Origin of the sequence: Rheinheimera sp. WS51 (genome assembly GCF_050936095.1) — a bacterium.
In the GTDB taxonomy this organism is placed as follows: Bacteria; Pseudomonadota; Gammaproteobacteria; order Enterobacterales; family Alteromonadaceae; genus Alishewanella.
The window spans coordinates 1-13,916 of record NZ_JBOTRC010000004.1 but is presented as its reverse complement, the minus strand read 5'-3'; the positions used below and the strand labels follow the sequence as shown (position 1 = coordinate 13,916).

The window sequence follows — 13,916 nt, the reverse complement described above, 5'->3', positions numbered from 1 at the left end:
TATGTACAGCTTAACGGCTTTACTTAAGAAAACTTTAGTAAAAAATAATTAAAATTTAATGCTTACACTATTTACGCCTGTAACTTCTGCACGAATAGTACGTTTAGATTGGCGGTTAATTATCTCTATTGAATCACCTAAACTGCCATCTTGTTGGGCAATACCGGTGGCCGACACATTTAAGCCTTTATTGCTAATTGATATTGTAACAACATCGTCTTTACACACAAGACAAACATCTTGCAATGTCAGCATTTGGCCCATACTCAAGGTACGTTTAGTTTTAGCGCCAACTATTTGACTCGGCTCTGTGATTAAGCTGCCTCTGACAAAACGTCGTTCTCTTGTTTCTAGTGCCAACATATCGGCAGTAATTTGTGTTCCTGAAGCAATATTTTGTTTTAAAATGACAGCTTGAACAACTTGGTCAATACGAACAGACAAATATAACTTCCAATTATCATCTGTGAGGCATTGGATTAAAATGGTATTTTGTCGTTGACTAATCGGTTGCGACAAACTGAAGTCCAGTGGTGCTGTGCAAGTTTTGTTACCAATACGCTCATCTAAAGGGCTTAATTTAGGAATAAACTCATTATTACTAAGCTGAGATAACTCTTCATTTAACCACGCTTCTGCAGCCGCAGTTAGCTTGGCGGGTGAATATTCGTTCGCTACAACATAATTAGGTAGTAACATCATAATCATAATGAAGTATAATTGGCCTAGTCGTGGTAGAAATTTGTCGTACTTTTTCATATATATTCAGCTATGCTTTATAAGTTAGTGCTAAAGATTGTCAAAAATCAGGCGATATAAGTATTCGTTATAACAGCAAAGCAATAATCACGCCGAAGCTCAGATATAAGTCGATTTATATTAACGATATCAGTTAGAGGTAGTAAATGGCAGGTGTTTTAGACTCCGTTAATCAGCGAACGCAATTAGTTGGTCAGAATAGACTTGAGTTACTGCTATTTAATTTAGCGGGTAGGCAGCGTTATGGCATTAACGTGTTTAAAGTACGAGAGGTTTTACCCTGCCCAGCATTAACGGCTGTACCAAGACGTAATAAATACGTAAGAGGTATTGCTTATATTCGCGGACAAGCAATTTCTGTTATTGACCTTAGTTTAGCAATTGGCGGTAAAGCCATAACTGATGTTAGCAAAAGTTTTATTGTTATTGCTGAATATAATCGCTCTGTGCAAGGCTTTTTAGTTCATGGTGTTGAACGGATTATTAATATTAATTGGGAAAAAATATTACCGCCCCCCAAAGGTACTAGTGGCAAACAAAGTTATTTAACTGCAATTACTGAAATTGATAATGAATTAATCGAAATTCTAGATGTTGAAAAAATTCTAGAAGAAATATCACCTTCAGCTACTACAGTAACTTCACAAATGGATACTCAGCGTATTGCTGCTGATTTAGGTGAGCGCATTATTTTAATTGCTGATGACTCTGCGGTTGCCCGCAACCAAGTGAAGCGAGCACTTGAAAGCTTAGGTGTGCAAATGCACGTTGTTAATAATGGCCGCGAAGCACTTAATTTTTTACAACAAACGGCTCAACAGTGCCAGCAATGTATCACCGAGAAAGTCGGTTTGTTAGTCTCTGATATAGAAATGCCAGAAATGGACGGCTATACCTTAACAGCAGAAATTAAGTCTGATCCTAAATTAAAACAATTACACGTCATATTACATACATCATTAAGTGGTGTGTTTAATCAGCAAATGGTGCAAAAAGTTGGGGCTAATGACTTTATTGCTAAGTTTAATCCCAATGAATTAGCTGAATCCGTACAAAAGTGGCTACTTAAAGCGTAAGGGAACTGTGTGCTAAATAAAGAGTTATATGACATTGAATACAAGCAGTTTCGTGACTTTCTTGAGCTGCAATGTGGCATTGTATTGGGAGAAAATAAACAATATTTAGTGAAAAGTCGGCTGGCGCCTTTGATGCAACGTTTTTCGGTTGACTCTTTATCTGAGCTGGTGCAAAAAACTTTAAACCCGTTAGAAAGACAATTACGAGCCGAAGTTATTGATGCGATGACAACGAACGAAACCTTGTGGTTTCGTGATACCTATCCTTTTGAATTATTAAAAAAACACATTCTTCCTGAACTAGAAAAGCAGCAACGTAATATAAAAATATGGTCAGCGGCAAGTTCTAGTGGCCAAGAACCCTATTCAATAGCCATGTCAGTGCTTGAATATAAACAGCTGCGCTCTGCGTCAGCTAACTTAAATGTGAGTATCTTAGGTACTGATATTTCTAAAACCATGTTGCAACATTGTCAACGAGGCGAATATGATAGCTTAGCGTTAGCGCGAGGTTTATCGCCAGAGCGTCGCAGCCGTTTTTTTGCCGATAGCGGCAAAGGAATGATGCAATTAAAACCGGAAGTAAAACAAAGTGTCAGCTTTCGGCACTTAAATTTACTTGATAGCTATAGCTTACTCGGTAAGTTTGACGTTATTTATTGTCGCAATGTACTGATATACTTTTCTAATGATGTTAAAGCTAAAATTTTAACTAAGTTCGCTCAATCTCTTAATTCTAAAGGGTTTTTAATACTAGGGGCTTCAGAGTCATTATCGACTATCAATAATGACTTTGACATGATCCGTTGTAACCCTGGCATTATATACCGCAAAAAAATATAACTTTTCTTACCTGTATTTCATTTCTGGCCCATAAGTTGCTTCTAGATTACTAAAGGTACCAATAGTAATTCAGAGGTGGCAAAAAAATGGCGATCAGTTTTGAAAAAGCATTTGGCATGCATCCTGAAGCGTTAATGATCCGCGATCGCAGAGCTCAAGTGCTATCTGAAAATATCGCAAACGCTGATACCCCAGGTTATAAAGCGCGTGATATCGACTTTAACCAAGCTATGAAACTGGCTAAAGCTCATCAATCAGGCTCTGTTGGCCGTACCCATGAAAAGCATTTTGCAATTTCAAGTCAATTAGGCGCCGATACGTTATTTCGCAACCCTGATCAACCTGATACTGGTGACGGTAATACTGTGGATATCCATCATGAGCGTAATGCATTTATGCAAAATAGTATGGAATATCAAGCCAGCTTATCCTTTTTAACAGCAAGAATTAATGGCCTGAAAAAAGCCATTACGGGTGGAGGGCAGTAAGCATGAGTATGTATAAAATTTTTGATATCGCAGGTAGCGGTATGGCGGCCCAATCTGTTCGTATGAACACAACGGCCAGTAATATTGCTAATGCTAACAGTGTGAGTAGCAGTGTTGATCAAACTTACCGTGCCAGACACCCGGTGTTTGCTGCAGAGTTATCAGCAGCTAAACAAATGCAGGGTGACGATGGGGTTGGCGTTAAGGTGTTGGGTATTGTTGAGTCAGACGCCCCTCTTAATGTTGAATATTCGCCAAATCATCCATTAGCAGACGAGAATGGTTACATTTATAAACCTAACGTCAATATTATGGAAGAGATGGCTAATATGATCTCGGCCTCGCGCTCTTATGATACCAACGTGCAAACTGCCGATGCTGCTAAGCAAATGGTTATGCGCACGTTAAGACTAGGCCAAGGCTAAAGGATAAGGTTATGACTAGCAACGTTAATAACTCCAACGTTAACAACAGTGCATTAGATGGAATGTATTGGGGTGAAAAAAATAAGGTCGCTGATAAAAACAATGGTGCCTTAAACCAATCAGATTTTTTTGCATTACTAACCCAGCAGTTAGCTTATCAAGATCCAACTAAACCTGTTGAAAATGATCAAATGATAGCGCAGATGACAAACTTTACCATGGCAGATGGTATTAGCTCATTAAATGCTAGTTTTGCAGGCTTTGCCGAAAGTATGACATCAAACCAGGCGTTGCAAGCCTCGTCATTAGTGGGGCGAAGTGTGCTTACTCAATCCGATGAAATTGTATTTACAGGTGATAGCTTATCGCGAGGAAATATTAGCTTAGATAAACCGGCAAATACGATGAAGATTAGTATTGAAAATGATAAAGGCGAAGTTATTCAAAGCTTTAGTGTAGACAACCCTAAAGTTGGTAAAAATGAGTTTATCTGGGATGGTACCCATAATGGCACCGGCTCTGATGTAGAAGCCGAAGGTGATGATGACGTTGCCGACCGAGTTAAAGCGGGCGTTTATAAAATAAAAGTCGATGTTGCTTATGCCGATGGCTCAAATGGTAGCTTGCCGGTAAATGTTTATACCCCTGTTGGTAGCGTGAGTATGAATGGCGGCGCTAATGGCAGCATTATGCTAAACCTGCTGGGTTTAGGCGCGGTGAAATTAAGTGACGTTTTAGAAGTATCTTACGGTTAATAATACAGAATGCTTATAAGCAAGTAGAGGTAGAATATGAGTTTTAATATCGCACTAAGCGGCTTAGCTGCCGCACAAAAAAATTTAGACACCACAGCAAATAATATTGCTAACGTTAATACCACTGGTTTTAAAGAATCACGCGCTGAATTTGCTGATGTCTACGCCACTTCCATTTTTGCTTCAGGTAGAACCAAAGTGGGTGATGGTGTATCAACCTCAACTGTTGCCCAGCAATTTAGCCAAGGCTCGTTGCAGTTTACCAATAACTCGCTAGATTTAGCGATAACAGGTGAAGGCTTCTTTGCTTTAACGCCAGATCGTTCTTCACAAGACTTAACCTACACCCGCTCAGGTGCATTTAAGTTAAATAAAGACAACTTTATTGTTGATAACAACGGCAACTTCTTGCAGGGCTATTCGGTTGATGCGGTAACCGGCGAGAACCAGTCAGTAAGTTTAAGCACGACTCAACCGATATCAATCCCAACATCGGCAGGTGCACCTCGCGCCACGTCGAATATATTCTTAAGCATGAATTTAGATTCAAGAGCAGTGCCAACATCGGGCACGACATTTGATCCAACTGATCGGGCGACCTATAACCATTCGACTTCTGTGACGGTATACGACAGTTTAGGTGAAGCCCACACAGCGACAACTTATTTTAGAAAAGTAGCACCTGCAAGTCCTCCGGTTCCAGGTGCGCCATCAGAGTGGGAAACAAAACTGGTCTGGGATGATAAAACCGCGCCAGGTGAAGAGTTTGATGGTGATACATTGCAGTTCGATTCAAACGGTAATTTATTAACGGGAGTACCTAATCCAACTATTCCAATTGATATGGCTCGATTAAACGATCCTGCTAATGGTTACTTAACTAATGGTGCCCAGTTTTCTGCTGACGTAGTTGTTAACTTTAGGGATGCATCTGGCGTTAAACTGCCTACTCAGTATGCTTCTAACTTTGATGTGCAGAATTTAAGTCAAGATGGTACGACAGTAGGGAATTTAACCGGTGTTGATATTGACTCTTTTGGTCGAGTTTTAGCCAGTTATAGTAACGGTGATACCTCTTACTTGTCACAAGTAACCTTAGTACGATTTGCTAATGTACAAGGCTTAAAGCAAGTAGGAAATACTTCTTGGAAGCAAAGTATTACTTCTGGTGAGCCAATAGGTGGCCAAGCGAATACCGGTACTTTAGGCTCAATTAACTCGTCTGCATTAGAGCAATCTAACGTTAACTTAACGACAGAGTTAGTTGACTTAATTAGTGCTCAGCGTAACTTCCAAGCAAACTCTCGTGCGCTTGAGGTTAACAGCACCTTACAACAAACTGTGTTACAAATTCGCTAAGTTATACTTAAATTACAGCACCGCCTTTTGGCGGTGTTTTTTTTTGCGTTTAATTTAGGTTGTACTTGCTAGCTTTTAAGTCAGATTTATATTGCCTATTTATGTTTTTACATTTGTCATCAGTTTATTTCGTTCCTGTTTATCCTTCTTATTAATGCCGCTGTTAATTCTCTTTTTAAATTGATTTTAGTTTCTGGCACTGTTTTTGCTTTGTTATTGCTAAGTAAGTAATGCTCAAGTTGGAGTAAACAATGGATAAACTGTTATATATCGCCATGAGCGGTGCCAAAGAGAACATGAATGGTATTGCCGTGCGGGCTAATAACCTTGCTAACGCAAGCACCGTTGGTTTTAAAGCGGATTTTGAGCAAGCTCGCTCAATGCAAGCTTTTGGTGCCGGTTTACCCACTCGTGTATTTGCTATGACTGAAAACCCCAGCCAAAACTTTGACGCTGGCGCTATTATGACGACCGATAGAGACTTAGACGTGGCGATACAAGGCGACGGCTGGTTTAGCGTATTAGCAGCCGATGGCAATGAAGCTTATACCCGCTCAGGTAACCTACAAATTAGTGCTAATGGCATGTTAGAGACGGCCACAGGCAATTTAGTTATGGGAGACAATGGTCCCATTCAACTGCCTTTGCCTATTGCTAAAGTAGAAATTGCCCTAGATGGCACTATAAGTGCATTACCACAAGGGGCACCTGCTAATGCAATGGAGCAAGTTGGGCGAATCAAATTGGTTAAGCCATTACATAGTGACATGGAAAAAGGCAGTGATGGTTTGTTTCGGCGTAAAGATGGCCAGCCGGCACAAGCAGATATTAATGTTAGCTTATTAAAAGGTGCAGTTGAGGGCAGTAATGTCAGTGCTGTAGGCGAAATGACTAATATGATTAGTTTGCAGCGTCAGTTCGAGCTGCAAGTCAAAATGATGAAAACCGCTGAAGATATGGATCAGCAACAAAATCAATTATTAAGAATCGTAGGCTAATTGCCTGCCATTAATATGAGCTAAGGCTCAGGAGGCTTATATGCATCCAGCATTATGGATAAGTAAAACCGGTTTAGATGCTAAACAGCGTGATATTTCGGTTATCTCAAATAACTTAGCAAACGCCAGTACTGTAGGCTTTAAAAAAAGCCGCGCTATTTTTGAAGATTTACTCTATCAAAATGTTAATCAGCCTGGTGGTGCTTCATCGCAGAACTCGGAGTTACCTAATGGTTTAATGATAGGTGCCGGTACTAAAGTTGTGGCAACTCAGAAAAACTTTACCCAAGGTAATATGATTACCACAGATAACAGTTTAGATCTGATGGTGCAGGGACATGGTTTTTTTGAAGTATTAATGCCAGATGGCAATATTTCTTATACACGAAATGGCCAGTTTACGGTTGATAACGACGGCAATTTAGTCACCTCAGGCGCGGGGTATCAAGTGCAACCTAACATTGTTATTCCACCTGATGCCAAAAGTATTACTGTTTCTCAAGATGGCCAAGTGTCGGTTCAGTTAGCAGGCCAGGGCGAGCCAGCGGTGCTAGGACAGCTAATGGTGACTAATTTTATTAATCCAGCGGGTCTTGAGCCAATTGGCCAAAACTTATTTAGTGAAACTGGTGCAAGCGGCGATCCTGTGCAAGGAGTCCCAGGCTTAGAGGGCTTAGGCATCATTGTTCAGGGCTCATTAGAAACCTCTAACGTCAATGTGACAGAAGAATTAGTCAATTTAATTGAAAGTCAGCGCGTATATGAAATGAACTCTAAAGTCATTTCATCGGTTGACCAAATGTTAAGTTTTGCTATTCAGCAGTTGTAATAGGAGTAGCCACTATGCAATTCATTAAAGGGTTAACACCAGCCGTTATATTCGCACTTACGTTAAGTGGCTGTGCATCATTACAACAACCCCAAGCTGATGATCCTAACTATGCGCCTATGGTGCCAGAGCCGGCAGAACGGCCTGTTATGCAAAGTGGCTCTTTATTTGCTCAAAATCACTCTAATAGCTTGTATTCAGATAATAAAGCGCGTCATGCCGGCGATATTATTACCGTGCTTTTAGTCGAAAAAACGCAAGCGAGTAAAAAAGCTAAAACGGAAACGAAAAAAGATACTAATACATCTTTTGACCCTATGATTGGCTTAAATGGTGGCCCCGTCTCAATTGGCGGTAATGTGTTACAGTTTGGTGCTGGCTCACAATCTGGCTATAAAGGCGATTCTAAGGCAGACCAAAGTAACAGTTTAACCGGTAACATTTCGGTCAATGTATTACGAGTTCAAAGTAATGGTAACTTAGTGATCCGTGGTGAAAAGTGGTTAACTTTAAATACCGGCAAAGAATATATTCGTTTAACCGGCGTTATTCGAGCTGAAGATGTGGATGTTAACAACACAGTAGAATCGACTAAAATAGCCAATGCCCGCATAGAATATAGCGGTACAGGTAGCCATCATAATGGTCAGTCACCTGGTTGGTTATCGCGATTCTTTAATGGTCCGTTATGGCCTTTCTAGGAGCAAAGTATGAACGCTAATTTTAAAGCCATGATAAAGTCTATTCTGTTAATTAGCTGCTTTAGTCTTACGCTGCCAAGTTATGCTGCGCGGATAAAAGATGTAGCCGACGTGCAAGGGGTAAGATCAAACCAATTAGTTGGCTATGGTTTAGTTGTTGGTTTACCCGGCACTGGCGAACAAAGCCCTTTTACTGAACAAAGCTTTCGTACTATGTTAAGTAATTTTGGTATTTCGTTACCGTCAAATATGCGGGCACAAATTAAAAATGTAGCCGCAGTAAGTGTGAGTGCAGAGCTGCCGGCTTTTGCCAAGCCTGGTCAAACGCTTGATATTACTGTGTCATCAATTGGCAGTGCTAAAAGTTTACGTGGCGGCACTTTAATGCAAACCTTTTTAACCGGCTTAGACGGTAATGTCTATGCGGTGGCTCAAGGCAGTTTAATTGTTAGCGGCTTAGGTGCAGAAGGCTTAGATGGCTCACGTATTTTAGTGAATACGCCAACGGTTGGTCGTATACCTAATGGCGCTATGGTAGAGCGCGAGGTTATTAGTCCCTTTGCCCAAGGTGATTTTATTACCTTAAATTTAAAACGCTCAGACTTTACAACCTCTAAGCGTTTAGCCGATACCATCAATAATTTTATTGGCGCAGATACTGCCCATTCGTTAGATGCTACGTCAGTACAAGTTCGTGCACCAAGAGATATTAATCAGCGTGTTTCATACTTATCAACCTTAGAAAATTTAACTTTTGAGCCAGGCGATAGCTCGGCAAAAATTATTATTAACTCACGCACTGGTACTATTGTTATTGGTAAAGAAGTGCGGTTATTCCCAGCAGCAATTACCCATGGTGGCTTAACAGTGACCATTGCTGAAAATCCAATGGTGTCTCAGCCAGCGCCTTTTAGTGAAGGCCAAACCGCTATTGAAGAAAATTCTATTATTGACGTTAACCGCGAACAGTCTCGTATGTTTAAGTTTGACCCTGGTGTGACATTAGATGACCTAGTGCGTACCGTAAATGCAGTGGGTGCGGCGCCTGGAGACTTAATGGCAATTTTAGAAGCATTAAAAGAAGCCGGTGCTATTCACGGCGAACTAGTGGTAATTTAATATGAGCCAGTCGCCAAATAATGTGTCTTATCATGACTTAACTAGCCTGCAGAATATCCGCAGCCAGTCGAAAAGTGATCAACCCGGTGCATTGCGTCAGGCGGCTGAGCAATTTGAAGCAATTTTTGTCAGCATGTTATTAACGAGTATGCGCAAAGCGGGTGAAGCTTTTGAAGCAGAAGGCATGATGAACAGCCAAACCACTAAGTTTTATCGTGATATGCATGATAGCCAATTAGCCACAGATTTAGCTAAAAATGGCAGCTTAGGTTTAGCCGATTTAATGGTGCAACAACTTAGCCCGTCAGTACCAAAAAAAAGCATGGTCGGTCAGCCTATGCCATTGCCTCAAGCAGAAGCTATGGCCTTACCAACACAGCGCCAAGCGGTAACGCAAATTATGCCAACGGGCTCAACTATGCCGCCTGCGGCGCTAATTAAAGCCCAGTCGAATTTAAACCTTGATGCTGCAAAAGAGAAAGCAATAACTCAGGCGCAGGCTAAATGGCAAATTAATAGCCCAGAAGATTTTGTTAAAGCCTTGCTGCCGGCGGCTAAACAAACCGCTAAAGTGCTAGGCTTAGATCCCATGGCACTTATTGCACAAGCAGCCTTAGAAACAGGCTGGGGCCAACGAATGATAAAAGGTGCCAATGGCCAGCAAAGCTTTAATTTCTTTGGTATTAAAGCCAATAATGGCTGGCAAGGCAAAACAGCGATAGTTAATACGTTAGAATATCGTCAAGGTGTTGCCCAAAAAGAGCAAGCTGCTTTTAGATCATACGCATCACCAGAACAAAGCTTACAAGACTATAGCAACTTTATTCTTAATAATCCGCGCTACCAGCAAGCAGTGCAAGCGACCGATGACACTGAGCAATACTTTACGCAGTTACAAGCAGCGGGTTATGCAACAGATCCTGCTTATGCTAAAAAAATTATGGCGGTTTATCAAAGCCCAGTATTTAATCAATTAAGGCAAGAGCAGCATAGTGAGGCAACTAATGCAGAGTAATGCAGCCGTTGTTTATAAAATAATACTCAAGAAAGTGCAACAGGTGCCGATAAAGACGGTAATAACGTTTAACTTGGCCTGCTATAGCCTATTAGGGAGCTAGATATGTCAGATAATTTACTCAAAATTGGTACTTCTGCCGTATTAGCCAATAATAGTCTGCTTAATACCACAGGTAATAATATTGCCAATATCAATACGCCAGGCTATGTGCGGCAGCGTACTGAGTTTGAAGCTCAGCAATTTGGCTTAGGCGTAGGTCGGGGTACTACAGAGCGGTTGGTTAATGAGTTTACACTGAAGCAAATGCGCCGAGACACATCTAACTTAGCCTTTGCTAGCCAATTTGTTAATGAAGCCAATCGGGTAGATGCCTTATTTTCTAACCCAGCCAATAGCATTGCAACGGGAATGAATGACTTATTTGCGCAAATTCAAACGGCGAATAATGATCCTACCCAGTTATCGAATCGACAGCTTATTATTGGCTCTGCGCAGTCTTTAGTTGATCGTTTTGATGGTATGTCTAATTTAATTTTAGACCAAGAAAAATACGTTAATCAGCAACTAGATATATATGTTACTGAGACGAATAATTTAATTACCCAAATCGCGACATATAATAAAGACATTGCCTCTTACGGCAATGGCGCAACACGACCGGTGCCACTAGATTTGCTTGATAAGCGTGATAATGCCATTTTGAAATTATCTGAAATGCTTGAAGTCACTACTTTAGATGCAGATAACGGCGAAAAACTCGTCTTTATGGCCGGTGGTCAGTCATTAGTGGTAGAGCAAGGCGATTTTCAGTTATTAACGCTACGGGGTGAGCCTGATCCGGCGCGTAAAGAGTTGCAATTACAACTTAACTCTAAAAAATCAGTACTGCGCGATGTTAATGTTAAAGATATTGGCGGTAAACTTGGCGCGGTTGTGGCGTTTCGTGAAGAAATTCTTGATCCCACTCAGCGTCAGCTAGGTCAGTTAGCGTTAACCATAGCTGACTCTATGAATAGCCAAAATAAACTAGGGATGACCTTAAATGGTGACATTGGTAAAAATTTATTTAATTTACCTAGCTTTGAAGGATTAAGCTTCGCGGGCAATTCAGGTAGCCTTAGCTATCAAATTGAGCCCGGTAAATCGGGGCAATTACCTGCGACCGACTTTATGGTAACAGTCACATCGGCAACAGAAGTATTAGTGCAAGCCGTTGACGCTAAAGGTAATGTTATCCCAGGTTCAGAAAAAACGATCTCAGGGTTAAACTTTTCAACTGACGTGACAATAAGCGAGGACGACTCACCGGATCAAGATTTATTTGGTTTAGAGATAACATTAAGCAGTTCGTCGGTAGTCGGCGATAAGTTTTTACTTAACCCGCTTAACACAGCTGCGCGTCGTTTAGATATGGCAACAAACCGACCTGAAGATATTGCTTTAGCAAGCCCAGTGCGTGGTAATGCGGCTAATACTAACTTAGGTAATGGCCAAGTTGAAGAGTTAACCGTAAGCTCAACAGATACCAGTCCAGATCCGTTTTTAGCTAATGCACCTTATACTGTAACGTATTTAGGTGGTGATCAATTTGAAATTACCGATAGTGCAGCGACAACTGTCACGGCGACTTTTACTTCAAACAATTATAACGAAATTTTAAAACAAGCCGGTATTGCTGATGACTTAGGTTTTGATTTTAATATCAGTGGTCAGCCTAAGCCAGGCGATAGTTTTACGTTAGAATTTAATCGCGATGGTTTTAATGATAACCGTAATGGATTAGCTTTTGCTGATTTACAAAATAGTTCAACCATGCGACGCAGTGCAGACTCTACCTCGGGTGCAGCAACAAATAAATATAGTTTTAATCAGTCTTATGCAACTATGGTAGGCAGTATAGGTGAGCGTACTCGGCAAGCTAGAACCAGCGAAGAAGCCAATGCGGCTATTTTAGAGCAAACAACACAATGGTATGAGTCGTTATCTGGCGTTAGTCTAGACGAAGAGGCGGCGAATTTAGTCCGTTTTCAACAAAGCTATGCTGCGGCCTCGAAGATTATATCTACGTCGCAAACCATTTTTGACACCCTATTACAGGCGGTGAGGTAAATTATGCGTCTCTCTTTTAATATGCAATTTAGTCAAAGTTTAAACGGGATCTTAGATGCGCAGAAAAAAATGTCGCGCGCTGAGGAGCAATTGGTTAAACAAACGCGCATTTTATCACCCGCAGATGATCCTGCAGCTTCAGCAAAAGTACTCGGACTAGATCAAAACCTAGCCCAAATTGAACAGTATCAAAAAAATAGCGTGTTATTAAAAAATAACTTAGCGTTAGAAGAAACAGTATTAACAAATATGCGTACGGCTTATGATCGCATTAGCACTTTAGCGCAAGCCGCGGGTAATGGCACGTATGGCGCAGATGAGCGTGAAGCAATAGCGTTAGAGTTACGCAATATTCAAGCTGAAATGTTCGATGCTATGAATACCAAAAATGCTGATGGCAGTTATATTTTTGCCGGTTACCAAGATAAGACTGCAGCTTATGAAAAAGATCCTGTCACTGGCGAATATCAATTTAAAGGGGATGATGGCTTTCGAGCTCTGCAAATATCGCCTTCGATAAAAATGCCAGGTAATGACAGCGGCAAAGCGATTTTTGATGATGTATTAGCTCGACTTAAACCTTCAGCTGCGATTATTGTTGCTGGAGGAGCAACGGCTGCAGGTATAGAGGTTTCTGATCAAACTAAATTTAATGCTTTTTATATTGCAAACTACGATAATTTAACTCCGGCTAATAATACCTATAACATCACAATTGATGCGGCAAATAATTATCAAATCTTACAAAATGGTTCAGCCTTAACGCCTGCAGTAACGGGGACCTTTGTCCCTGGAGAGGATATTTTATTTCAAGGTTTAACAATAAAAATTGATGGCGCTGCAGCGGCACCAGGACAAATAAACTTCGACTTACCGCTACCCGAAAAAAAGAATATTTTAAATACGTTAAACGATTTTATTCAAGTATTAGAAAATCCATCAGTCTCACGTGGAGCGGTTAATGAGGCTATTGCTGATGCTTTAGCCCAAACAGAGGCAAGTGCTAGGCGTATTGATAGCAGCTTAGCTAACCTAGGTGGTAGAAATAACGTACTCGATAGTGTGTTTAATAATAATGAAGACTTAACAATTAAACATAAAGAGTATCGGGCCGATTTAGCCGAGGTGGACTTTGCCGCAGCAATGACAGAAATAAAACGCCAAGAAGTGGCCATGCAAGCTGCGTCATCTACTTTTAGTAAAATATCTTCCTCAACGCTGTTTGATTATATCCGATAAGCCAAATAGCTATCTTGCTGTACTTAAACCCGCTGTTAGCAATAACGCGGGTTTTATCGTCTTTTAGACTCCTAAAGTAACTACTTGTGCAAAAAAATGGATATTTAAAAAAAAATTACTCAAGTTTCCCCGCAAGCGTCCGATACATATTTAACACGGCAAGATACTGGCAATAACTAAAAGTAAAATTGCCAAAAC

14 protein-coding genes are annotated in these 13,916 nt (G+C 40.7%); 13 read left to right on the top strand and 1 reads right to left on the bottom strand.

Going from position 1 to position 13,916, the window contains the following annotated elements:
• Positions 1 to 48: 48 nt before the first annotated feature.
• A complete protein-coding gene (gene flgA, locus ACRCA4_RS06885) occupies positions 49 to 759 on the bottom strand; it encodes a flagellar basal body P-ring formation chaperone FlgA (protein WP_433186056.1) in 711 nt (236 codons plus the stop codon).
• A gap of 146 nt (positions 760 to 905) precedes the next feature.
• On the opposite strand from flgA, the gene ACRCA4_RS06880 reads away from it, so the two are divergent.
• The 13 genes from ACRCA4_RS06880 to flgL all read left to right on the top strand — a co-directional run bounded on the left by ACRCA4_RS06880 (position 906) and on the right by flgL (position 13,718).
• On the top strand, positions 906 to 1,835 hold the full coding sequence (locus tag ACRCA4_RS06880) for a chemotaxis protein CheV (RefSeq protein WP_433186053.1): 930 nt from the start codon (positions 906 to 908) through the stop codon (positions 1,833 to 1,835).
• A 9-nt stretch (positions 1,836 to 1,844) separates the two neighbouring features.
• Positions 1,845 to 2,678 carry a CheR family methyltransferase gene (locus ACRCA4_RS06875; protein ID WP_433186050.1) on the top strand — a complete coding sequence of 278 codons (834 nt, stop codon included), beginning with the start codon at positions 1,845 to 1,847 and terminating at the stop codon, positions 2,676 to 2,678.
• Between the two features lie 86 nt (positions 2,679 to 2,764).
• Complete coding sequence (flgB, locus tag ACRCA4_RS06870) at positions 2,765 to 3,166, top strand: flagellar basal body rod protein FlgB (RefSeq protein WP_433186048.1); 402 nt, start codon at positions 2,765 to 2,767, stop codon at positions 3,164 to 3,166.
• Between the two features lie 2 nt (positions 3,167 to 3,168).
• Positions 3,169 to 3,591, top strand: a complete 423-nt coding sequence (flgC, locus tag ACRCA4_RS06865; protein WP_433186045.1) for a flagellar basal body rod protein FlgC — start codon at positions 3,169 to 3,171, stop codon at positions 3,589 to 3,591.
• A gap of 11 nt (positions 3,592 to 3,602) precedes the next feature.
• Entirely contained in the window at positions 3,603 to 4,346 is a 744-nt protein-coding gene (locus ACRCA4_RS06860; protein ID WP_433186042.1) for a flagellar hook assembly protein FlgD, read from the top strand.
• 36 nt (positions 4,347 to 4,382) lie between these two features.
• Complete coding sequence (flgE, locus tag ACRCA4_RS06855) at positions 4,383 to 5,705, top strand: flagellar hook protein FlgE (RefSeq protein WP_433186039.1); 1,323 nt, start codon at positions 4,383 to 4,385, stop codon at positions 5,703 to 5,705.
• 251 nt (positions 5,706 to 5,956) lie between these two features.
• Positions 5,957 to 6,703, top strand: a complete 747-nt coding sequence (gene flgF / locus ACRCA4_RS06850; protein ID WP_433186037.1) for a flagellar basal-body rod protein FlgF — start codon at positions 5,957 to 5,959, stop codon at positions 6,701 to 6,703.
• Between the two features lie 40 nt (positions 6,704 to 6,743).
• Positions 6,744 to 7,532, top strand: a complete 789-nt coding sequence (flgG, locus tag ACRCA4_RS06845) for a flagellar basal-body rod protein FlgG (protein WP_433186034.1) — start codon at positions 6,744 to 6,746, stop codon at positions 7,530 to 7,532.
• A 14-nt stretch (positions 7,533 to 7,546) separates the two neighbouring features.
• A complete protein-coding gene (gene flgH / locus ACRCA4_RS06840; RefSeq protein ID WP_433186031.1) occupies positions 7,547 to 8,233 on the top strand; it encodes a flagellar basal body L-ring protein FlgH in 687 nt (228 codons plus the stop codon).
• A 30-nt stretch (positions 8,234 to 8,263) separates the two neighbouring features.
• The gene (locus ACRCA4_RS06835) at positions 8,264 to 9,352 is read left to right on the top strand and encodes a flagellar basal body P-ring protein FlgI (RefSeq protein WP_433186632.1); all 1,089 of its coding nucleotides are present in this window, start codon (positions 8,264 to 8,266) and stop codon (positions 9,350 to 9,352) included.
• A 1-nt stretch (position 9,353) separates the two neighbouring features.
• Positions 9,354 to 10,367 carry a flagellar assembly peptidoglycan hydrolase FlgJ gene (gene flgJ, locus ACRCA4_RS06830; RefSeq protein ID WP_433186028.1) on the top strand — a complete coding sequence of 338 codons (1,014 nt, stop codon included), beginning with the start codon at positions 9,354 to 9,356 and terminating at the stop codon, positions 10,365 to 10,367.
• A 105-nt stretch (positions 10,368 to 10,472) separates the two neighbouring features.
• Positions 10,473 to 12,479, top strand: a complete 2,007-nt coding sequence (gene flgK / locus ACRCA4_RS06825; protein ID WP_433186025.1) for a flagellar hook-associated protein FlgK — start codon at positions 10,473 to 10,475, stop codon at positions 12,477 to 12,479.
• A gap of 3 nt (positions 12,480 to 12,482) precedes the next feature.
• Positions 12,483 to 13,718, top strand: coding sequence for a flagellar hook-associated protein FlgL (flgL, locus tag ACRCA4_RS06820; RefSeq protein WP_433186022.1), 1,236 nt, complete (start codon positions 12,483 to 12,485; stop codon positions 13,716 to 13,718).
• Positions 13,719 to 13,916 lie beyond the last annotated feature (198 nt).

What these genes read in the sequence shown, in the direction of transcription:
- flgA (WP_433186056.1), bottom strand. Translation starts at nt 759, where the DNA reads ATGAAAAAGTACGACAAATTTCTACCACGACTAGGCCAATTATACTTC.
- ACRCA4_RS06880 (WP_433186053.1), top strand. Translation starts at nt 906, where the DNA reads ATGGCAGGTGTTTTAGACTCCGTTAATCAGCGAACGCAATTAGTTGGT.
- flgB (WP_433186048.1), top strand. Translation starts at nt 2,765, where the DNA reads ATGGCGATCAGTTTTGAAAAAGCATTTGGCATGCATCCTGAAGCGTTA.
- flgC (WP_433186045.1), top strand. Translation starts at nt 3,169, where the DNA reads ATGAGTATGTATAAAATTTTTGATATCGCAGGTAGCGGTATGGCGGCC.
- ACRCA4_RS06860 (WP_433186042.1), top strand. Translation starts at nt 3,603, where the DNA reads ATGACTAGCAACGTTAATAACTCCAACGTTAACAACAGTGCATTAGAT.
- flgE (WP_433186039.1), top strand. Translation starts at nt 4,383, where the DNA reads ATGAGTTTTAATATCGCACTAAGCGGCTTAGCTGCCGCACAAAAAAAT.
- flgF (WP_433186037.1), top strand. Translation starts at nt 5,957, where the DNA reads ATGGATAAACTGTTATATATCGCCATGAGCGGTGCCAAAGAGAACATG.
- flgG (WP_433186034.1), top strand. Translation starts at nt 6,744, where the DNA reads ATGCATCCAGCATTATGGATAAGTAAAACCGGTTTAGATGCTAAACAG.
- flgH (WP_433186031.1), top strand. Translation starts at nt 7,547, where the DNA reads ATGCAATTCATTAAAGGGTTAACACCAGCCGTTATATTCGCACTTACG.
- ACRCA4_RS06835 (WP_433186632.1), top strand. Translation starts at nt 8,264, where the DNA reads ATGATAAAGTCTATTCTGTTAATTAGCTGCTTTAGTCTTACGCTGCCA.
- flgJ (WP_433186028.1), top strand. Translation starts at nt 9,354, where the DNA reads ATGAGCCAGTCGCCAAATAATGTGTCTTATCATGACTTAACTAGCCTG.
- flgK (WP_433186025.1), top strand. Translation starts at nt 10,473, where the DNA reads ATGTCAGATAATTTACTCAAAATTGGTACTTCTGCCGTATTAGCCAAT.
- flgL (WP_433186022.1), top strand. Translation starts at nt 12,483, where the DNA reads ATGCGTCTCTCTTTTAATATGCAATTTAGTCAAAGTTTAAACGGGATC.